Source organism: Kitasatospora sp. NPDC097605 (genome assembly GCF_040302725.1).
Classification (GTDB): Bacteria; Actinomycetota; Actinomycetes; order Streptomycetales; family Streptomycetaceae; genus Kitasatospora.
In genome coordinates, this window is the sequence record NZ_JBEOSF010000005.1 from 308,955 (window position 1) to 328,861 (window position 19,907).

Here is a 19,907-nt window from a genome sequence, read left to right on the forward strand (position 1 = left end):
GGGCGCCCGGTGTGGTCCGCCCGGTGCGGTCCACGAATGGGCGATGTTGTTACCCGAAAGAAGTACAACCGGGCGGAATCCCCCGGAGCGGGCTGGTGCGCTCTCTACCGTCGGACGGGTGACAACGAGTACGGAAGGGCCGCGCGACGCCGTCCTCGCGGCGTACGAGCGGCAGGTGGACGGCCTCTTCACCTACTGCCTCTCGGTGCTGTGCGAGCACGAGGCCGCCGAGGCCGCCCTGCGGGAGGTGCGCGAGCTGGCGGTCCGGTACGGCGGCCGGCTCGCCGAGCCCGGGCTGGTCCGGGCCTGGCTCTACTCGCTGGCGCGGTACTGCTGCCTGCGGCGGCTGGCGGACGGCGCGGACCCGGGTGGCGGGGCGGGGAGCGCGGCGGAGGCCGGCGGGGGTGCCGGGCCGGGGACGGTCCGGGACGGCGGGGCGGAGGCGGTCCGGCGGCGGCGCGAACTGGCCTCGCTGGCCTGGCCCGAGGCGGCCGGCACCGATCCCGAGCAGCGCGAGGCCCTGGAGCTGTCGGCCCGGCACCGGCTGAGCCCGATCGAGGTGGCGGCCGTGCTGGGGCAGCCGTTCGAGACCGTCCGGGCGCTGCTCGCCTCCGCCCGGACCGAGGTCGACCGGACCAGGGCCGCCCTGCTGGTGCTCGGCGCGGGCAGCTGCCCCGAGCTGGACCGGCTCGGCGGCGCGGGGGCGGAGAGCCGGCGGGACCGGGTGCTCGGCCCCGCGCTCCGCCGGGAGCTGGTGCGGCACGTGGTGGACTGCCCGACCTGCCGGGGCACGGCGGAGCGGGTCGCGGGCGAGGTGCCGGAGGACGGGGCGGCGGGGCCGTCCGGGCTGCCGGTGCTCGCCGCGCCGTCCGACGGGGCGGGGCGGCCGGCCGGGACCGTTCCCTTCCTGCCCTCGGCGGCGCGGTCGCGCGCCGGGCGGCGGGCGGGCGCGCCGGTGCCGGTGGCCGAGCCCGGGCTCCGTTTCGACCGGGACGGGTTCCCCCGGCACCGCGCGCCGGACACCGGCCGGGGGCCGACGGTGCGGCGGCGGGTGGTGACCACCGGGGTGCTGGCCGCCGTCCTGGCCGCGCCGGTCGTCGCCCTGTGGGCCGGGCACCGGGGCGACGGCGGGCCCGGGGTGGCGGCGTCGGTCTCCTCCGTCCAGGCCGAGGGGGACCGGTCGGCGGGCGGGGCGGCCGGCGGGTCGGCGGGTGGCCCGGCCGGCGGGTCGGCGGATCCGGGCGGGTCGTCCGTGGGGAGCGCCGCCGGGGCGGTCGGCGCCGTGATCGGCGCCCTCGGCAGAACGCACCACGGGTCCGGTCCGGCGGTGGCCGGGATGGAGCTGGCCGGGGCGGGGCCGCTCACTGCAGAAACGTTGCTGCCTGGGATCCAGGGACCGCCGCTCCCGGTCCCTCCTGCCCCCGCACCTGCGGCGGGCACGGCCACGGCCGGTGCGCCGGTGGGGGCGCCGGCCCCGGTGCCGGTGCCGTCCGGCCTGCTGACCGTCGAGGCGGGCGAGTACGGCAGCCGCACGGTGCTCACCCTCACCAACTCCGGCGGCACCGAGATCCACTGGCACGCCGTCGTGGACGCGCCCTGGCTGCGGCTCAGCCGCGACGCGGGCACGCTCGCGCCCGGGCAGCGGATCACGGTGATCGCCAACGTCGACGAGGACCTCGCGCCCGAGGGCCACTGGACCGCCCGGATCGCGCTGCCGCCCTCCCAGGCCGTGGTCACCCTGGAGGGCGGTCCCCAGCACCGCGGCGGCAGCACCCCGACCCCGACCGCCCCGACCACCACCGAGCCGACCCCGACCCCGACCCCGACCACCACACCGACGGCCACCCCGAGCGCCACCCCGACCCCGACGGCCACCCCTGCGCCTACGCCGACAGCCACCCCGACATCCCCGACCCCCTCCCCGTCCACCCCCACGGCCACCGCAAGCCCCACACCGCACTGAGCCCGGACGGAGACCGTCCCGGGTTCGCCGCCGAGGTCAGGTGGTGAGGCCCGAGAGGGCGGTTCCGAGGTGGGTGGTGCCGAGGGTGAGGAGGAGGGTCAGCAGGATCGCGGTGTTGTGGGTGGCCGCCCAGGCCTTCCATTCCTCCAGGCGGCGCGGCGCGCGGTCGCCGCCGCGGAAGTGGACGGCGAGGGGCAGCAGGGAACCGAGGGAACCGATCAGCACCAGCAACGCGGCGGCGCCCGCCTTGCCGGGGACCGGGGCACCACCGGTGCCGATCGCCACGGCGGCGGCGACGGCCAGCAGCAGGTTCTTCGGGTCGGTCGCCAATAGGGCCGCCCCGAGGGCGGCGGACCGGGCGGGGGTGGAGCGGTCGACCGTCCGCATCCAGGCCGGTGGGCCGTGCACCCGGCCCTCGCGCGGGCGGTCCCACCACTGACGGCCCCCGAGCAGCAGGAGCAGGGCACCCACGGCCAGCTCGAACCACCACGACCAGTCCGGCGCGGCGATGCCCCCGGCGAGCCAGGATCCGAACGCCACGACGACGGCCGCCACCGCCGTCAGCGCGGCCGTCCAACCGGCGGCGAACGCCGTCGCGTTGGCCCGGCCCCTGGGCGTGGCGAGCAGGAGGACGGTCGCGATCAGTGCCATCGGGCTGATCGCGATGCCCGCGGCCGAGGCCAGCATCCGGCCGACGGCGTCGCCCATCGCGCTTCCTTCCTGGTCGAGCGTCCGCGGAGCCGGGCGCCGGACACCGGTGAACGGGCTCCATCTCCCACCGTCCCAGCAGCGAATGGCGGCGGCCAACGCACCGGACCGGTCGGCCGGAACCGACAACCCACCGGACAGGGCGGCCCGTCGCGCCTCCTCCCTGGTCACGCACGCTCCCGGACCGAGCGGAGGGCTCGGGCGCGTGGTCGACGAAACGGTGCAGCCGGTCCCGGACTCCGGCCTCGTACCCGAAGCCGGCGCCAACAGCGGCAACCGGCCGAGCCTGTGAAGCCGCTGCTGCCGCCACCGGCAGCAGCGGCTCGACCCGGCCCCACAGGTCATCCGACGCCAACCACGGCGGACTCATCCCCACGGCCTCATCCACCGGCGACCGAGCGGCGGGGCGTGAGCACCGCGCTGTTCTGTGGCGCTGCCGGCGGCCCAACGCGACGCCCCGCAGCGCGAGCGGCGAAGCAGCGGCCGGTCCACCGCAGCAGGCGCCTCCTTGCCGGTCGGGCACGCCCCGGCTCCACGCGACCCCGGCCCAGCGGCGCGAAGCGACGGCCAACCCGCCGAACCGAGCGGGTCATGCGCCATGGGCCCGTGGCCCGCGTCCGGCGATGGGAGTAGCGGCGGACCACCGGCCGGAACGGGCCGGGCCGGGCCGCCGGCTCGGTACCTCACAGGGAGCAGTGGGGCTCGTGGCAGGGGTGGCGGGTGAGGTGGCGATGGCCTACGTCTGACGGACGGGCCGGGGCAGGAGAGACGGAGCGGTGGGGGCGAACGCGGACCCGGCCGGGGCCTACGACCGGCGGAGGGGTGGGAGGCGGTAGGTGCCGTCGAGGGCGGTGGGGCCGGGGCGGTAGAGGCGGATCACCGGGCGGAAGGGGCCGGCGGGGGTGGGGAGCCAGTTCGCCGCTTCGGAGGGGGTGGTGGGGGGCTCGTGGCGGAGGTGGAGGGTGAGGCCGCCGTCCGGGTCGGGGTGCAGGCCGGGGGTGCGGCTGCCGATCGAGTGGCGGGCGGCCGGGTTGGCGACCAGGCGGCGGTCCGGGAGGCCGTACACGGTGAGGGACCAGAACTCCTCGGCCGGCGGCAGCCCGTCCGGCGGGAAGCGCAGGGTGTAGGGGTGGGTGCCGTCGAGGGGGCGGCCGTCGGCGTCGTCGGTGGTGGCGGCGTGCAGGGCCTCGTAGGCGTGGCAGCCCCAGAGGCCGGCCCGGGCGGCGGCGGCGCGGCTGAGGTAGGCGGCGCGGCGGTCGGGGATCCGCCACTCGGGGTCGTCGAGGGTGCCCGGGCCGAGGAAGGCGGTGTTGTGGTCGAACAGGTGGAGCGCGGCGCGCCACTCGCCGGGCGGGTGGTCCTCGGGCGTCCGGGTGGCGTCCTCGACCCGTTCGCGCCCGGCGGCGAGCCCGCTCGCCAGGGCGAGCGTCCAGTCGGGGGCGGCGGCGCGGTACGGCGAGGGGCCGGGGTCGAGGAGGCCGAGCGGTGCGAAGCGCTGCTGGTAGGCGTGGTCGGGGGCGGCGGGCGGGAAGGCGGCCATCCAGACCCGGAGCCGTTCGAAGAAGGCGAGCCGCTCGGGCACGTCCGGGTCCGGGTCGGGCAGTCCGGCGGCGACGCCGCCCGGTTCCAGCGGTTCGAGGACGAGCCCGTCCTGGAGGGCGCGGGCCCGCGGGAGGTCGTCCGGCCCGGCGCAGGCGAAGCGGCCGACGACGGTGGCGACCGTGGTCGGCGAGGCGATCACCCGGTCGGGGCCGGGCGCGGTGCCGTGCCACCCGGGCGGGACGACCAGCCAGGTCCGGGCCGCGCTGCCGGTGGCGCGGCTGCCCAGGTAGGCGAAGTTGTCGGTCCACGCGTCGATGAACTGCAGCACGTGGTAGGCGCCGCCGGTGTCGGGCGTGTGAAGCAGTTGCGGGCCTTCGGAGAGGTCGAGCTGGGCGGCCGAGTAGAGGACGTCGTTGTTGACGGAGACGAAGTCGTCGTCCGGCCCCGCCAGCCGGGTGGCGTGGGCGAAGCGGTTGAACGGGGTGGCCGGCAGGACGCCCAGGCCGCCGTGCACGAAGCGGTCGACCGTGGTGAGGCCGGCGACGAGCGGGTAGCCGTAGACGTAGGCGTCGGCGGCCAGGGCCTCCAGCTCGGGCTGGTTCATGGGGCGTCCTTCCGGGCGGGGTCAGCGCGGGGTGAGCGGCGGCGGTGTCCACCGGCCGTCGAGCACGGAAGCGTCCGGCCCGTACAGGCGGATGACGACGGTGAACGGCCCGTCCGGGGCGGGCAGCCAGTTGGCGGAGTGCTCGGCGTTCGGGGGCCGCTTGTGCTGGACGTGGAGGGTCAGTCCGCCGTCCGGGTCGCGGACCAGACCGGGGGTGCGGTCGCCGACGGAGTAGCGGTCCAGGGTGTTGTCGACCAGGTGGAGCCCGGGCAGCGCGTACATGGTCACGGACCAGAAGTGGCGGGCGGGCGGCAGCGCGTCCGGCGGGAACCGCAGCCGGTAGTCGCGCTCACTGGCGTCCGGCGGGCGGTGGCCCTCGCTGTCGGCCTGCCAGCCGCCGTACCAGGCCTCCTCGACGGGCAGTCCGTACAGGCCGGTGAGTGCGCCGACCGCCCGGTCGAGGTACCGGGTGCCGAGCTGTCCGCGGGTGCCGAAGAGCCCGACGGAGGACTCGGTGCGGGCGGCGGCGCGGGTCAGTTCGGCCTTGCCGTCGGCGATGCCGCGCTCGATCTCGGCGCGGACCGCGAGCGGCAGGGCGGCCGGTTCGAACTCGCCGCGGCCGTCGATGCCGAGGTCGGCCAGCCGGCCGCGCAGCTCGGCCTCGGCGGGCGGGGCGGCGTCGGCGGGCAGGAAACCGAGCAGGAAGTCGAGGAAGGCGAAGAACTCGATGGTGTCGAGCACCTCGTCGCGCCAGACCGGCCAGACCGGCTGCGGGGCGGGCTCGGGCTCCGGGGTGCCGGCGTACGCGTGCAGCGGGCGGAGGCGGTACTGCCGCTGGAGCGCGGTGAGTTCCGCGACGTCCCGGGGCGAGGTTCCGGCCAGGTGGGTGCGGCCGAGGATGCCGACCAGCCGGCTCGTCGTGCGGATGACGCTCCGGATGCCGGGCGGGGGTTCGCCGTGCCAGTCGGGGCCGGCCACCAGGTGGTCCCCGGCCTGCTGCCCGGTGGTCCGGGAGCCGACGAACCCGGCGTAGACGGTGTCGAGTTCGTGCACCGGCAGGACGTAGTAGCGGTCGGTGGCCGGGACGGAGAGCACCCAGGGCTCGGTCCGCAGGTCGAGCCAGGCCCAGGAGTACGGGGTGTCGTTGTTGGGCGTGACCACGTCGGTGTCGGCCGGAGTGGCGGGGTGCGGGTAGTGCCGGAAGACGCCGAAGCCGCCGACGTGGCGCGGGTCGGCGTCGTCCAGCGCCTGGGCGTACAGGGTGCGGTAGTTCTGCAGGATCGGATAGCCGCGGACCCACGCCTCGGCGGCGGTCGCGCGGATGGTGTCCGGGTCCACGAGTGCCGGGTTGACCATGGTGCCGCTCTTCCCTGCGCCGTGCCCCGGTGCCGGGGCCCGGCGGCTGCGTGACGGGCGTATCGGATGGACGTATCGGTACGCATCGGATGCTATGCGGGCCCCCGGGGGTCGGCATCTCGGCCGCCGCAGCCCGTCGGACCCGCCCGGACGGGCACCGGTCTCCGCCCACGGCGAACGGCGGCATGTGGGGGAAGGGGCCGGGACAGCCTTGCCGGTATGAAGATCCTTCTACTGGGCGGTTCGTCCTTCCTGGGGCGGGCGTTCGCCGCCGAAGCGCTCGCCCGCGGCCACCGGGTCACCACCTTCAACCGCGGGCGCACGGCCGCCGACCTGCCCGGCGTGGAAGCGGTCCGCGGCGACCGCGACGCGGCGGGGGACCTCGCGCGGCTGGCCGAGGGACGGCACTGGGACGCCGTGGTCGACACCTCGGCCCAGCAGCCCGCCCAGGCCGCGCACGCCGCCCGGCTGCTGCGCGAGCACGCCGGGCACTACACGCTGATCTCCTCCGTCCACGCCTTCGCCGACTGGCCCGCCCGGGTGGTCGACGAGACCTCCCCGCTGCACGCCTGTCCGGCCGACACCCCGCCCGGGCAGGAGTTCAGCGCCGCGCTCAAGGCCGGCTGCGAGCGCGCCGTCCTGGAGCACTTCGGCGCCGAGCGCGCGCTGGTCCTCAACAGCGGGCTGCTGATCGGCCCGCACGAGCGGGGCGGCCGACTGCCGTGGTGGCTGGAGCGGATGGCCCGGGGCGGACGGGTGCTGGCGCCCGGGGAGCCGGGACGGCCGATGCAGCTGATCGACGTCCGGGACTTCGCGGTGTTCGGGCTGGACCTGCTGACGGCGGGCACGGCCGGCCGGTTCCTCACCACCGCGCCGCCCGGCCGGCTCACCTTCGGGGAGTTCCTCGCGGGCTGCGCCGCGGTGGCCGGCGTCGCGGACACCGAGCTGGTCTGGGTCGCGGACGGGCCGCTGACGGCCGAGGGGCCGGACAGCGTCCAGCCGTGGAGCGAGCTGCCGCTGTGGATGCCCGACGTGCCGGAGGCGGCGGGCACCTGGCTGGCCGACACCCGCCGGGCCGAGGCGGCCGGGCTGCGCTGCCGGCCCTTCGCCGAGACGGCCCGGGACACCTGGGAGTGGCTGGGGCAGCGCGGGGCGGCGGACGACACCCAGGCCGACGGGCGCAAGCGCGGCCGGATCCTGCACGGGATCGAGCCGGCGAAGGAGCGACGGCTGCTGGACGCGCTCGCCCCGGTGCGGTGAACAGCGCGACGCGGTGAAGGGTGGTGCGGTGAACGGCCGTGCCCCGCTCCCCCGGCGGGGCACGGCTCAGTGGGTGCGGCGGGTGACCAGCTCGGCGAGCGCGAGGAGTTCGTCGGCGGCCGAAGGCTCGGGTACCGCGAGGGCCAGCTGGGTCATCGCCGCCGCCATCCGGTCACAGGACTCGCCCTGCGCCCAGGCCCGCCCGCCGGCGCCCTCGACGGCGGCCGCACAGCTCGCCAACTCCTCGCCGGTGAGCGGCCGTTCCAGCGCGTACAGCTCGGCGAGCCGGGCCCCGTCGGACGTCCCGGAGCGCAGCGCCGCGACCACCGGCAGCGACTTCTTGCGGACCAGGAGGTCCGCGCCGACCGGCTTGCCGGTGACCGTCGGGTCCCCCCAGATGCCGATCAGGTCGTCGATCAGCTGGAACGCCAGGCCGATCTCCCGGCCGAAGCCGTCCATCGCCTTGGCGGCCGCCTCCGAGCCGCCCGCGTACTGGGCGCCCATCGCGCAGGCGGCGCCGAGCAGCGCACCGGTCTTGGCCTCGGCCATCGCCAGGCACTCGGTCAGCGAGACGTCGCTGCGCTGCTCGAAGGCGCAGTCGATCTGCTGGCCCTCGCAGAGCTCCACCACGCAGTCGGCCAGCCGGCGCACGGCTCCGCCCGCGGCCGGGTGACCGTCCTCGGCGAGCAGGCGCAGTGCCAGCGAGTGCATCGCGTCCCCGGCCAGAATGGCCTCGGTGGTACCGAACACCAGCCAGGCGGTGGGGCGGTGCCGCCGGGTCTCGTCCCGGTCGATGATGTCGTCGTGCAGCAGCGTGAAGTTGTGCACCAGCTCGACGGCGGCCGCTGCGGCGGTGGCCTTGGCGGGGTCGCCGCCCAGCGCCTGGGTGGCGGCGAGCACCAGGGCGGGCCGGATGGCCTTGCCGGAGGGCGCGGTCGACGGCGAGCCGTCCGCCTCCCACCAGCCGAAGTGGTAGCCGGCGACCCGGCGCATGGTGCCGGGCAGCGAGTCCACGGCGGCCCGGAGCACCGGGTCGACCAGGGTGCGGGTGCGCGCGAGGACGTCCTGCGCCTCGTGTCCCTCGCGATGGTCGCGCTCCAGCGTGAACATTCCCATGGGTCCTCCCCCTTGGTGGTACGGCGGGCCGGCCCGGGGTCGGGCCGGCCCTGCCGCGGTCGGCCCTAGCGGTGCGCGATGTCGACGTTCTCCAGGACGCCGACGGCGTCCGGCACCAGAATCGCGGCGGAGTAGTAGGCGCTCACCAGATAGGAGATGATGGCCTTCTCGCTGATTCCCATGAACCGCACCGAAAGGCTCGGCTCTACTTCGTCGGGAATTCCGGTCTGGTGCAGCCCGATGACACCCTGGTTGTCCTCGCCGGTGCGCATGGCGAGGATCGAGGTGGTGTTCCCGTTGACGATCGGGATCTTGTTGCACGGGAAGACCGGCACCCCGCGCCAGCCGAAGACCCGGCGGCCCTGCACCTCGACGGTGTCCGGGTAGATGCCGCGCCGGTTGCACTCGCGGCCGAACGCGGCGATGGCCCGGGGGTGGGCCAGGAAGAGCTTGGTGCTGCGGCGGCGGCTCAGCAGCTCGTCCATGTCGTCCGGGGTGGGCGGGCCGGAGTGGGTCTGGATGCGCTGGTCGTAGTCGGCGTTGGCGAGCAGGCCGAACTCCGGGTTGTTGACCAGCTCGTGCTCCTGGCGCTCGCGCAGCGCCTCGATGGTCAGCCGCAGCTGGTGCTCGGTCTGGTTCATCGGCTGGTTGTAGAGGTCGGCGACCCGGGTGTGCACCTTGAGCACGGTCTGGGCGACGCTCAGCTCGTACTCGCGCGGCTTGAGCTCGTAGTCCACGAAGGCGCTGGGGAGCTCGTACTCGCCGTGGTGGCCGGCGGAGAGGTCGATCGCCGCCTCGCCGTGCTTGTTCTGCGGCTGCTGGAACCCGGCCAGGTACTCCATGACCTGCAGCTGGAGCGCCTCGGAGCGGTCGGCGAGCTCCTGGAACGCGGACCCGCGCAGGGACAGCAGGGTGCCCGCGGTGTCCGCCCGGACGGCGTACGGCCAGGTGGCGTTCTCCTGCCGGAGCACCTCGTCGCCGAGGTAGTCGCCGTCGGCCGCGGAGCCGACGACGGCCTCCTCGCCGTACTTGCCCGTTCCGAGGCGACTGAGCTTTCCGTAGGCGATGATGAAGACCTCGTCGATCGGCGCTCCCGCCGAGACCAGGACCTCACCCGCGGAGAACTCGCGTTGGACGAAGCGCCCGGCCAGTTCCTCCAGCACGGCGTCGTCCGGGAAGCCCCGCAGCACCGGCACCTCGCGCAGGGTCGGCGCCAGGATCCGGGCCCGGCTTCCCGTCCGGTCGAGAGCGACCCGGCCGCGGCCCACGGCGTGCCGCAGCCGGCGGTTGACGCGGTAGGTGCCGGCCGAGACCTGGACCCAGGGCAGTGTCCTGAGCAGCCAACGGGGGCTGATCTCCTGCATCTGCGGCGCGGACTTGGTCGTCGTCGCGAGGTTCCGCGCGGCGGCGGTGGCAAGACTCTGCTGGTCCCGGGCCTGTGCTTCACCGCCCGGTGCAGGAATACCGACGTTGGTTTCGGTCGACATAGGAAGCCCTTCGCGTGCCCGTACCCGATGAAGTGTCGCCTTGCAACTTGCAACAATCATGGTGGCCCTGCCCGGAGGGGCGCCGCAATCACTCTTTCGAGTGGTCGGGATAACCGAAAAAATAGGACGAATAGAATGTCTGATCGATATTCATTCGATCAAGTGATCTAATTCTTTCCGGAATGGAACCCTCCGGTTCGCTTCCCCGACCCGTACCCGACGGGCCCACCCCGCGTTCGGGCCCGCGCGGCGGACCGCTAAGGTGCCACCTCAAAGGGCCACGGGCCACTGGACGAGCGCGGCCGCGAGACAGCCCTTCCCCCTCGTTCACCCCTGCCCTGGGAGGCCCCATGAGCGCCCCCGTCACCGTCTGGCTCAACCGCACGTACGCCGAGAACGTGTTCTTCATCGAACAGCTGCGCGCCGCCCCGCGCCCGGTCCGGGTCCACGCGACCCACCCCGACCCCGACTCCCCCGTCCTCGCCGCGGCCGACACCGCCGGCCTGGAACCCGCCGACCTCACCCCCGACGCCTACGTCGCCTTCGCCCTCGACCACTGCGCCCGCCACCGCGTCGACGTCTTCGTGCCCCGGCTGCACCAGCTCGCGATATCCCTGCACCGCCAGGAGTTCGAGGCCGTCGGCACCGCCCTCGCCTGCCCGCCCGCCACCGCGATCGCCGCCTTCGAGAGCAAGGCCGACGGCTACGCGGCGATCGCCGACGCCGGACTGCCCACCCCGCCGTGGTGGCTGGTGCGCACCGGCGGGGACCTGGTCGCCGCCGTCGACCGGATCGAGTCGGCCGGCCTCACCGCCTGCCTCAAACCCGCCTCCGGCGCCGGCGGCGAGGGCTTCCGGATCCTCACCCGCGAGCCGTTCGGACTCCACCGGCTGGCCGGCTGGGACAGCCGGGTCCAGGTCGACCAGGTGGCCGCGGCGCTCGACCAGGCGGCCGTCGAGGACCCGGACGCCACCACCGACCTGCTGGTCATGCCCTACCTCGACGGCCCCGAGGTCTCCGTGGACTGCCTGGCCGACCTGGACGGCACCCCGCTCGCCGCGGTCGGGCGCACCAAGCACCGGCGCCGCCGCAGCTTCACCACCGCGCCCCGGTACCTCGAACCCGCCCGCCGGCTGGTCGAGGCCACCGGCATGGCCTACCTCTCCAATGTGCAGTTCCGGCACCTGCACGGCGAACCGGTGGTCATCGACGTCAACACCCGGCCCTCCGGCGGACTGCACCAACTGCGCCTGTGCGGACTCAACCTGCCATGGAACGCGGTGCAGTTGGCGCTCGGGGAGCGCCCGGACACCGAGTGGAGCGGGGACCCGGCGGGCATCGAGTACACCCTCGTCTCCGGGATCCAGCCGGTACTGCCGCGCCGGCTCGATCCGCTCGCCGCGGGCCAGCTGGTGCACTGACCCGTCGTCAACCCGGTTCCTACCCCGTCGTCAACCCGGGTCCTACAGGGGGCCGTTCCAGTCAAGCGTCGGCTCCAGCACACCCTCCAGGGTGAGCAACCAGCGCTTGACGTCGATCCCGACCCGGCCGCCGCCGAAGCCGCCGATCCCGTCCGCCGCCACCACCCGGTGGCATGGCACCAGCAGTGCGACGGGGTTGGCGGCCATCATCTGCCCGACCGTCCTGGCCGCCAGCCCGGGCTCCTCGACCTCGCCGAACACACCGCTGCGGGCGGCGAGTTCGCCGTAGGTGATGGTCCGGCCGAACGGCACCTCGCGCAGCAGGGTCTGCAGCACCACCCGGTGCGGGCCGGTGCTCAGGCTCCAGTCGATCGGCAGGTCCAGCGCCCGGCGGCGGCCCGCGAGGTACTCGCCGACCCGGCCGGTGACCGCGGTGATCTTCGACTCGTCGGCGCAGCGCGGGAGTTCGCCCTCCCGGCCGAGGTAGCCGACGGCCGCCACGCCCTGCGCGGTCACCGCGACGTGCAGCGGTCCGCTCGGCAGCGGGGTGTCCACCGTCAGCCAGGACATCGCCGCCGTACGCTCTGCCACGTCTTCCCCCAAGTCCCCCACGGCGCGCGCGGACCACCCGCCCCGCGCGCCATCGTACGGCGGGTCCGGCGGGTGGTCCGACGCGGCCGCGGTCAGGGGCGCCGGCCCCTCAGCTCCGTGGCGAGCCCCCGCGACCAGCGCGCCAGGTCGGCCCGGTCGGGGGCCCGCCCCTCGCACAGCGCGGCGAGCTGGGCGTCGTTGATCCGGTTCGGCCCGGGGATCCCCAGCAAGTACGCGAGTTCGTCGAGGACGGCGGCGAGCCGTACGGCGTCCGTGTGGTCCAGCGACGCGCCCACCTCGTGGTGGCTGATGGTGAGAGAACCGGGCATGTCCTGCCTCCTCCGTTCGCCCCCCACACCTCTCCACCGTACGACCGCCCGCCTCACCCGGCACCCGCCGCGGCCGGGGCCGCCTCCTCGGCCTCCGGCGCCGCTCCCCCGGCCGGCCCCTCCCAGCGCCGGCCGCGCACGTCGCGCACCATGAGCACCGCCGCCCCCGCCACCAGCTGCCACCCGGCGCCGAAGGCCAGCACGGCCGGTACCCCCACCCGGTCGGCCAGCGGACCGGCCGCCGCCAGGCCCAGCGGCCCCAGCACGAACGCGCCCAGCCCGCCGAACGCCGTCACCCGCGCCAGCGCCTCGGCCGGCACCCAGCTCTGCAGCGTCGATTCGTACAGCGAGCCGCAGACCGCCGACCCGGCCCCCGCCGCCAGCGCCGCCGAGGCCGTCCAGCCCAGCGGCAGCCCGGCCGCGAGCGCCGCCGAGGGCAGCGCCCAGCCGAGGCCCGCCACCGTCGCCACCGCCAGCGGCCGGGCGGGCCGGCGCCCGAGCATCAGCAGCCCGCCCAGCACGGCGCCCACCCCGTACACGCCCATCACCAGCCCCCAGGCCCGCGCCCCGCCCAGCTCGCGCTGCGCGGTCAGCGGTCCCAGCACCAGGAACGGCGCCCAGACCAGCAGGTTGAACAGCGCCATTTGCGCGGTGGTCACCCAGAGCCACCGCCGGGAGCGGAACTCGCCCCAGCCGTCCCGCAGATCGGCCAGCAGCGAGTCCTCCCCGCCGCCCGGATCCGCGGGCACCACCGTGGACAGCCGGGCCAGCGCGAGCGCGCCGACCCCGTACGTCACCGCGTCGATCAGCAGCACCGCGCCCGGGCCGAACCCCGCCGTGATCACCCCGGCGAGCGCAGGACCGGCCACCGTGGACACCGAACGCGCCAGCCCCAGCAGGGTGTTGGCGTCCGGGAGTCGGTCCTTGCGGCGCACCAGACCCGGCACCAGCGCGCCCAGCGCCGGCAGGAACACCCCCTCACCCAGCCCCCAGACGGCGACCAGCGCCACCATCACCGGGACCGACGCGTGCCCCGTGGCCAGCAGCGCCGCGAAGGCGCCCTGCACCGCGCAGCGCAGCACGTCCGCCGCCAGCATCACCCGCCGGCCGCCCAGCCGGTCCGCGACCACCCCGCCGGCCACCATCACCAGCACGATCGGCAGGATCCGGGCGGCCATCACCCAGCCCAGCTCCGTCCCGCCGCCCCCGCCGTCCAGCACCGCGAAGGCCACCGCGACCGGCGCCATGGAGGAACCGACCAGCGAGGTCGCGTACCCGATGAAGAACCACCTGAAATCACGCTCGCCCAGCACCGCCAGACGGCCGCCCAGCCGTCGACGGCGGGCCGGAAACCGCTCCGTCTCCCCTGTCATGGTCGCCCAGTCTGCCCACGGACGGAAACCCCGGACAAGGCTTTCCACCGAAAAACCTGAGCCTTTCCCCATCAATTTTCAAGGCGCCGCCCACTACCGCAGTAAATAGCCCCTGACATCCACATCCACCTGCTGTTTACTGCGCGTCGGACTATTCTTTCCCTGACCTCGATTCCCATCATTTACTGCGGAAAGCAGGCCCCGATGCCAGCCCTCCCCCCGGTCGAGTACGCGGTCGCCGTCGAGCACTACCTGACCGCCTCCGGGCTCGGCGACGGCTCCCGCCGCGTCTACCGGATCGCCCTGCGCACCTGGGCCTGGGCACTCGCCGACCGTCCCGCCCCCACCGGGCCCGAACGGCGCCGGGCCCAACCGCCCGTGCTGCCGCTCGCCCTGCTCGACCACCCCGAGGCCGCCGCCCGGCTACGCGCCGCCGTCGACCTCCGCTCCCGCGACACCGACCCGCGCACCCTCAACCGCGAACTCTCCACCCTGCGCGCCGCCCTCGCCTGGTGGCGTGCCCAGGGCTGGATCCGCACCGACCCCGCCGACGGCCTGCGCCCCCGCCCCCTCCCGGCCCCCGGCACCGGCCCCGCCCCGCTCACCCCCGACCAGCTCCGCACCCTGTTCGCGCTCCGCGCCCCACTGCGCGAACAGGTCCTCTGGCGCCTCCTCCACGAGAGCGGCGCCCCCGTCGAGACCGTCCTCGCCCTCAACGCCGACGACCTCGACCTCCCCCACCGCCGCACCCGCCCCCCGGCCCCACCCCTCACCTGGCAGACCGCCACCGCCCGGCTGCTCCCCCTCCTCCTCGCCGGCCGCACCACCGGCCCCCTCTTCCTCACCACCCGCCGCGCCCCCGCCACCACCCCCACCCCCGACCGCTGCCCCCACACCCACCGCGCCCGCCTCTCCTACCGCCGCGCCGCCGAACTCCTCACCACCCACGCCCCCGCCCACACCCTCCGCTCCCTGCGGACCCCCGTCCGCCCCCCGCGGACCTGACGGAACGACGAAGGCCCCCCGGCTGCGCGCCGGGGGGCCTTCGGAGGGACCTGCGGAGCCCCCTGTCGGATTCGAACCGACGACCTACGCTTTACAAGAGCGGTGCTCTGGCCAGCTGAGCTAAGGAGGCATGGTGACCGTCCGCGACGAGGTCACGGCGGCACCGGGGGCAGTCTACCGGGCGGGGCGCGGGCGGTGGGGGGATATCCGGGGGCCGGCGGGGGCCGGGGGCGGGCGTGATGGAACCGATGCCGAAATCGGGTCGGACAGGGGCTGACAAGCAGCGGACGCGCAGGTAGCGTCGCCGGGAGTCGGTTCGCGCAGTGGTTCAGACCACTGGGGCGGCCGGCCGCAGCGGTACCACCCACCTTTACTCGGATCGTCCGGCACGTTCCTGCCGGTGAGGGAGAGCACAGCCATGGCTTCTGTGACGTACGACAAGGCGACCCGCGTCTACCCCGGGGCGACCAAGCCCTCGGTCGACGCGCTGGACCTGGAGATCGCCGACGGCGAGTTCCTCGTCCTGGTCGGCCCCTCCGGCTGCGGCAAGTCGACCAGCCTCCGCATGCTGGCCGGCCTGGAGGACGTCAACGGCGGCGCCATCCGGATCGGCGACCGCGACGTGACCCACCTCCCGCCGAAGGACCGGGACATCGCGATGGTGTTCCAGAACTACGCGCTGTACCCGCACATGACCGTCGCGGAGAACATGGGCTTCGCGCTCAAGATCGCCGGCGTCAACAAGTCCGAGATCCGCACCAAGGTCGAGGAAGCCGCCAAGATCCTCGACCTGACGGAGTACCTGGACCGCAAGCCGAAGGCGCTCTCCGGCGGTCAGCGCCAGCGCGTCGCGATGGGTCGCGCGATCGTCCGCGAGCCGCAGGTCTTCCTGATGGACGAGCCGCTGTCCAACCTGGACGCCAAGCTCCGCGTCTCGACCCGTACCCAGATCGCCGGCCTGCAGCGCCGCCTGGGCATCACCACGGTCTACGTCACCCACGACCAGACCGAGGCTCTCACCATGGGCGACCGGGTCGCGGTGCTCAAGGCCGGCATCCTGCAGCAGGTCGATACCCCGCGCAACATGTACGACAAGCCCGCCAACCTCTTCGTGGCCGGCTTCATCGGCTCGCCCGCGATGAACCTGGTCGAGGTGCCGCTGGTCGACGGCGGCGTGAAGTTCGGCGGCTCGGTCGTCAACATCTCGCGCGAGGACCTGGCCGGCGCCGGCACCGACAAGACCGTGACCGTCGGCATCCGCCCGGAGCACTTCCAGATCGTCTCGGGCGGCGGCATCGAGGGCGTGGCCGTCACCGTCAACGTGGTCGAGGAGCTCGGCTCGGACGGCTTCGTCTACGGCACCACCAAGATCGGCGGCGAGGACAAGGAGCTGGTCGTCCGCGTGCACGGCCGCCAGATCCCGGCCCGCGGCGAGACCATCCACGTCGTGCCGATCGCCGACGAGACCCACGTGTTCTCCACCAGCACCGGCGCCCGCCTCTCCAGCTGAGGCGACCCGCTCGCATCGCGGAGCCCCGTCGGACCGTCACCCGGTCCGGCGGGGCTCCCGCCGTCCACGGCCACTCCGACGGGTGACGGGCGTCAACCCGGCGCCGGGACGAACCGGGACACCGTGTCACCCGATGGTGTAACGGAGGGCGAGGGGAGACCTACGCACCGCTACGCTCCTGTGCGTGAAGCAGCTAGTTCGCCGCATCGGCCAGACCATCGCCCTCGCCCTGCCCGTCGTCCTGGTGACCACCGGCACCCTCGCCGTGACCAGGGTGCCGTGGGCCCCGCCGACCTCGCTGGACCAGCAGGTGGTGGCGGCGTCCAGCGGGGACGGCGCCGGCATCGGCCGGACGACGGGCGCCGGGCGGGCCCAGGACGGTCTCGACCCGCAGGACGCGCTGCGCGTCGCGCTCCTGGACGAGCTGCGCGCCCACAACCCGGCCAGCGCGCTCGACCTGCTGGAGCGCTCGATGCGCGAGCAGCCCGCGCTCACGCCGTACTGCAGCACGCTCGCCACCGAACTGGGCCGGGCCGCGGTGCGCAAGTACCAGGGCGACGTCCAGCGGGCCCGGTCCTTCGCCCGCCCGGTCTGTGACGGCTCGTTCGCCGCAGGCGCGGCGAACTGACCGGACCGGACCGAACCGGCCGCCCCGCGACGGCGAGGACCGGCGGCGAGGAAGCGGCGGTGAGGAAGCGGCGGCAAAGCAGCGACGGCGGGAAGCGGCGGCGAGGAACCCCGGGCGGCACAACGGCCGGGTCGGGTGCGCCTATTGTTCAGCCATGACCGCTGATTCCGGCCCCACGGCCACTTCCCCGCACGCGCCCGCCGTCCGCCCGGTGCCGGTGACCCAGGCCGTCATCCTGGCCGGCGGCCAGGGCTCCCGGCTGCGCCCCTACACGGACGACCGCCCCAAGCCGCTGGTCGAGATCCCCGGCACGGGCACCCCGATCCTGGGCCACCAGCTCGCCTGGCTCGCCTCCGAGGGCGTCACCGACGTGGTCATCTCCTGCGGCCACCTCGCGGACGTCCTGGAGGAGTGGCTCGACAAGGCCGACCTGCCGCTGCGGGTCCGCACGGTGGTCGAGGCCGAGCCGCTCGGCCGCGGCGGCGGGCTCAAGCACGCCGCGAAGGCGCTGCCCCGCCCCGACGAGCCCTGGTACGCCACCAACGGCGACATCTGGACCAGGTTCAGCCTGCGCGACATGGCCGCCTTCCACCACGAGCGGGGCGCCGTCGCCACCCTCGCGCTGGCCCGGCCGCGGATCCCGTGGGGCGCCGTGGAGACCGACCAGTTCGGCAATGTGCTGGACTTCATCGAGGCCCCGCCGTCGCCGTTCCTCATCAACGCCGGCCTCTATGTGTTCAGCCCGGAGTTCGCCGGACTGCTGCCGGACGTCGGCGACCACGAGCGGACCACCTTCCCGCAGCTGGCCCGCGGCAAGCGGCTGGCCGGCTACCAGCTGCCGCAGGGCGTCTACTGGCGGGCCATCGACACCGCGAAGGACCTCACCGAGGCCGCCAAGGAGCTCGCCTCGGGCGCCGGTCGCGCCCCGCAGTAGCCCGCACCCCACAGTGGTCCCGAGCCCCCGGTAGTCCCCGCGCACGACGCGATCGGCCGGGTGCTCCCCCACGGAGCACCCGGCCGATCGCCGTCACCGGGCCGATCGCCCGGCCCGTCAGGTGGCCGTCGGCGCCCCCGGGCGGGCGGACGACCCGTGGGCGCCGCCGCCGGACAGCTCGGCCAGCGGCGCGCTGCCCAGCACCCCGCCCAGCAGCCCCGAGCCGTTGCCGGAGCCGCCCGCCCCGGTGCCGGAGCCGCCCGGGGCACCGCCCTGGCCACCGGCCCCGGCACTCGCCGCGGGCTTCGACGCCGAGCCGCTGCCGGCCGGCGGGGCCGGGGTGGCACGCTGCGCGGGCGACGAACCGGCCGATCCCGGCGCGCTCGACGGCGCGGCGGACCCCGGGGCCCCGGAGGAGGCCGCCCCGGTCTCCGGCCGGCCCGACGGCTTGGCCTTGCCACTCGGCGTGGCCGTGCCGCTCGGCTTCGACGGGGTCGGGGTGCCGGACGGCGCGGCGGTGGTCGGCGCCGCGCTCGGCGTGGCCGGCCGGGACGGGGCCGGCGAGGGCACCGAGGCGGCCGGCGCCTTGCCGCCGGGGGTGGCGGAGGGCCCGCCGCTCGGCCAGACCGGCGTGCCGTAGTCGGTGGCCGGCCGGGACGGCGCCGGGGGCTGCGGCCGGGCGCCGGTGCGGACCGCCGCGCCCAGCATCGAGCCGAGCAGCAGGGTCAGGCCGATGACCACCGAGGTGACCACCGCGCCGCGCCGCAGCACCCGGCGGCGCAGCGCCGCCGGGGCGTCGGCGCCGTAGTACCGCCAGGCCTCCAGGCCGAGCCGCCCGTCCAGCGAGGCGAACGGCGCCCCGGCGATCAGCAACGGGCTCCACGCCGCCAGGAAGATCAGGTCGGGCGTGTCGTACACCGGGACGGCCCGCCAGCTCACCGTGAACAGCAGCGCGGCGGAGAGCGTCATCGCCGCGCCGGCCGCGAGCCGCTGCCAGAGGCCGAGCACGGTCAGCACGCCGACCACGATCTCGGTGAAGGACACCACCAGGCCGGAGCCGACCGGGTGCGCCATGGCGAAGGCCAGCAGCGGTTCGGCGACCTTCCAGGGGTGCAGCGAGGAGAGCCAGCGCATCATCGAGCCGCGTTCGCCGCCGTCGAAGTACACCGGGTCGCAGAGCTTGCTGAACCCGGCGTAGACGGAGAGCGAGCCGAGCACGGCGCGCAGCGGCAGCAGCACCAGGCCGAGGTCGACCCGGCGCCCGGGCTGCCAGGGCGGCGTGCCCTCGGCGTCGGCGGCCGAGACCTCGGGCAGCTCCCCGCCGGGCGTCCAGCCCTGCGGGGCGCCGACCGGGCCGATCCCGGCGTCGACGGCGGTGCCGTCGCCCTCGCGCGGCTGGCGCGGCACCGCCCGGACACCGCCGTACGGCGGGATGAGCAGGGTGTCGGCGTCCGCCAGGGAGCCGCCGGACCGTCCGCCGACCCCGGCCGGGACGGCGCCGAGCCGGACGGCCTCCAGCAGCTGGGTGGCCGCGACGTCGCCCGGGCGCGCCTCGCCGGTCCAGGTGACCGGGGTGACCCGGCCCTTGCGGCGCGACGGCGCCCCGGCGAAGCCGCCGGCGAGCGCCCGCACGTCGTCGGCGGGGACGACCACCTGCGGGGTGACCAGCGGGCGCCGGATCAGGCCCTGGGTGCCGTACGGGTCGCCGAACGCGGCACCGGTGGACAGCAGTCCGGCCGGGGCGTCGATCAGCGGCGCCACCGGGGTGGCGAGGGTGAGCCGGAAGCTCGCCTGGGTGCTGCTGAGGCGCGCCGGGTCGGACGGCACCTTGACCGTGTTGAGGCCGGGGCCCGCGTCTATCCCGGTGCTGCCACCGCCCAGGAGCGGGCGCCGAGGTGTTCTGGTGTCCACGCCCGTCTAACCGGGTGACGCCCGGTTAGGACACTCTCCCGGGTGGATATCGGGAGCACCCTTGAAGTGATCATGAGAAAAGCGATCGGACCCGGGCGGATCCGATCGCTTTCCCCTGACTTGCGGGCGAACGGCGGGCGGTTCCGGAGAACGCCTTGTGCCGGACACC

The 19,907-nt window shown here is 75.3% G+C and carries 16 protein-coding genes and 1 tRNA gene; 7 read left to right on the forward strand and 10 right to left on the reverse strand.

What is annotated here, in order from left to right; all coding sequences use genetic code 11:
* Positions 1-118 precede the first annotated feature (118 nt).
* Positions 119-1,963: a sigma-70 family RNA polymerase sigma factor gene (locus ABTX81_RS08695; RefSeq protein WP_350542486.1), complete on the forward strand. Its 1,845-nt coding sequence runs from the start codon at positions 119-121 to the stop codon at positions 1,961-1,963.
* Between the two features lie 36 nt (positions 1,964-1,999).
* Here the strand turns inward: ABTX81_RS08695 and ABTX81_RS08700 are convergent, their stop codons facing one another.
* The 3 genes from ABTX81_RS08700 to ABTX81_RS08710 all read right to left on the reverse strand — a co-directional run bounded on the left by ABTX81_RS08700 (position 2,000) and on the right by ABTX81_RS08710 (position 6,173).
* Positions 2,000-2,671, reverse strand: a complete 672-nt coding sequence (locus ABTX81_RS08700; protein ID WP_350542487.1) for a GAP family protein — start codon at positions 2,669-2,671, stop codon at positions 2,000-2,002.
* Positions 2,672-3,476: 805 nt separating this feature from the next.
* Positions 3,477-4,817, reverse strand: a complete 1,341-nt coding sequence (locus ABTX81_RS08705; protein ID WP_350542488.1) for a DUF1254 domain-containing protein — start codon at positions 4,815-4,817, stop codon at positions 3,477-3,479.
* A 21-nt stretch (positions 4,818-4,838) separates the two neighbouring features.
* Positions 4,839-6,173, reverse strand: coding sequence for a DUF1254 domain-containing protein (locus ABTX81_RS08710; protein WP_350542489.1), 1,335 nt, complete (start codon positions 6,171-6,173; stop codon positions 4,839-4,841).
* Positions 6,174-6,392: 219 nt separating this feature from the next.
* On the opposite strand from ABTX81_RS08710, the gene ABTX81_RS08715 reads away from it, so the two are divergent.
* Entirely contained in the window at positions 6,393-7,433 is a 1,041-nt protein-coding gene (locus ABTX81_RS08715; protein ID WP_350542490.1) for an NAD-dependent epimerase/dehydratase family protein, read from the forward strand.
* A gap of 66 nt (positions 7,434-7,499) precedes the next feature.
* On the opposite strand, the gene ABTX81_RS08720 is transcribed toward ABTX81_RS08715, so the two are convergent.
* Positions 7,500-8,549: a family 2 encapsulin nanocompartment cargo protein polyprenyl transferase gene (locus ABTX81_RS08720; RefSeq protein WP_350542491.1), complete on the reverse strand. Its 1,050-nt coding sequence runs from the start codon at positions 8,547-8,549 to the stop codon at positions 7,500-7,502.
* 65 nt (positions 8,550-8,614) lie between these two features.
* On the reverse strand, positions 8,615-10,036 hold the full coding sequence (locus ABTX81_RS08725) for a family 2B encapsulin nanocompartment shell protein (RefSeq protein WP_350542492.1): 1,422 nt from the start codon (positions 10,034-10,036) through the stop codon (positions 8,615-8,617).
* 350 nt (positions 10,037-10,386) lie between these two features.
* Between ABTX81_RS08725 and ABTX81_RS08730 the strand changes: the two genes are divergently transcribed.
* Positions 10,387-11,457, forward strand: a complete 1,071-nt coding sequence (locus tag ABTX81_RS08730) for an ATP-grasp domain-containing protein (protein ID WP_350542493.1) — start codon at positions 10,387-10,389, stop codon at positions 11,455-11,457.
* Positions 11,458-11,499: 42 nt separating this feature from the next.
* Here the strand turns inward: ABTX81_RS08730 and ABTX81_RS08735 are convergent, their stop codons facing one another.
* The 3 genes from ABTX81_RS08735 to ABTX81_RS08745 form a co-directional block, all read right to left on the reverse strand.
* Positions 11,500-12,048, reverse strand: a complete 549-nt coding sequence (locus ABTX81_RS08735) for a methylated-DNA--[protein]-cysteine S-methyltransferase (protein ID WP_350542494.1) — start codon at positions 12,046-12,048, stop codon at positions 11,500-11,502.
* Between the two features lie 92 nt (positions 12,049-12,140).
* On the reverse strand, positions 12,141-12,377 hold the full coding sequence (locus tag ABTX81_RS08740; protein ID WP_350542495.1) for a hypothetical protein: 237 nt from the start codon (positions 12,375-12,377) through the stop codon (positions 12,141-12,143).
* Positions 12,378-12,430: 53 nt separating this feature from the next.
* Entirely contained in the window at positions 12,431-13,750 is a 1,320-nt protein-coding gene (locus ABTX81_RS08745; protein WP_350542496.1) for an MFS transporter, read from the reverse strand.
* Between the two features lie 204 nt (positions 13,751-13,954).
* Here ABTX81_RS08745 and ABTX81_RS08750 point away from each other — a divergent pair, with 204 nt between their 5' ends.
* Positions 13,955-14,755 (forward strand): site-specific integrase, encoded by an 801-nt coding sequence (locus tag ABTX81_RS08750; RefSeq protein ID WP_350542497.1) that lies wholly within the window; start codon positions 13,955-13,957, stop codon positions 14,753-14,755.
* 56 nt (positions 14,756-14,811) lie between these two features.
* Here ABTX81_RS08750 and ABTX81_RS08755 read toward each other — a convergent pair.
* Positions 14,812-14,885 (reverse strand) — tRNA-Thr (locus ABTX81_RS08755).
* 288 nt (positions 14,886-15,173) lie between these two features.
* On the opposite strand from ABTX81_RS08755, the gene ABTX81_RS08760 reads away from it, so the two are divergent.
* From ABTX81_RS08760 to ABTX81_RS08770, 3 genes are all read left to right on the forward strand, one after another.
* Positions 15,174-16,265: an ABC transporter ATP-binding protein gene (locus ABTX81_RS08760; protein WP_350542498.1), complete on the forward strand. Its 1,092-nt coding sequence runs from the start codon at positions 15,174-15,176 to the stop codon at positions 16,263-16,265.
* Positions 16,266-16,449: 184 nt separating this feature from the next.
* Positions 16,450-16,893, forward strand: coding sequence for a hypothetical protein (locus ABTX81_RS08765; protein ID WP_350542499.1), 444 nt, complete (start codon positions 16,450-16,452; stop codon positions 16,891-16,893).
* 154 nt (positions 16,894-17,047) lie between these two features.
* Positions 17,048-17,827, forward strand: a complete 780-nt coding sequence (locus ABTX81_RS08770; protein ID WP_350542500.1) for a nucleotidyltransferase family protein — start codon at positions 17,048-17,050, stop codon at positions 17,825-17,827.
* 117 nt (positions 17,828-17,944) lie between these two features.
* Here ABTX81_RS08770 and ABTX81_RS08775 read toward each other — a convergent pair whose 3' ends face one another.
* Positions 17,945-19,654: a DoxX family protein gene (locus ABTX81_RS08775; protein ID WP_350542501.1), complete on the reverse strand. Its 1,710-nt coding sequence runs from the start codon at positions 19,652-19,654 to the stop codon at positions 17,945-17,947.
* Between the last annotated feature and the right edge of the window lie 253 nt (positions 19,655-19,907).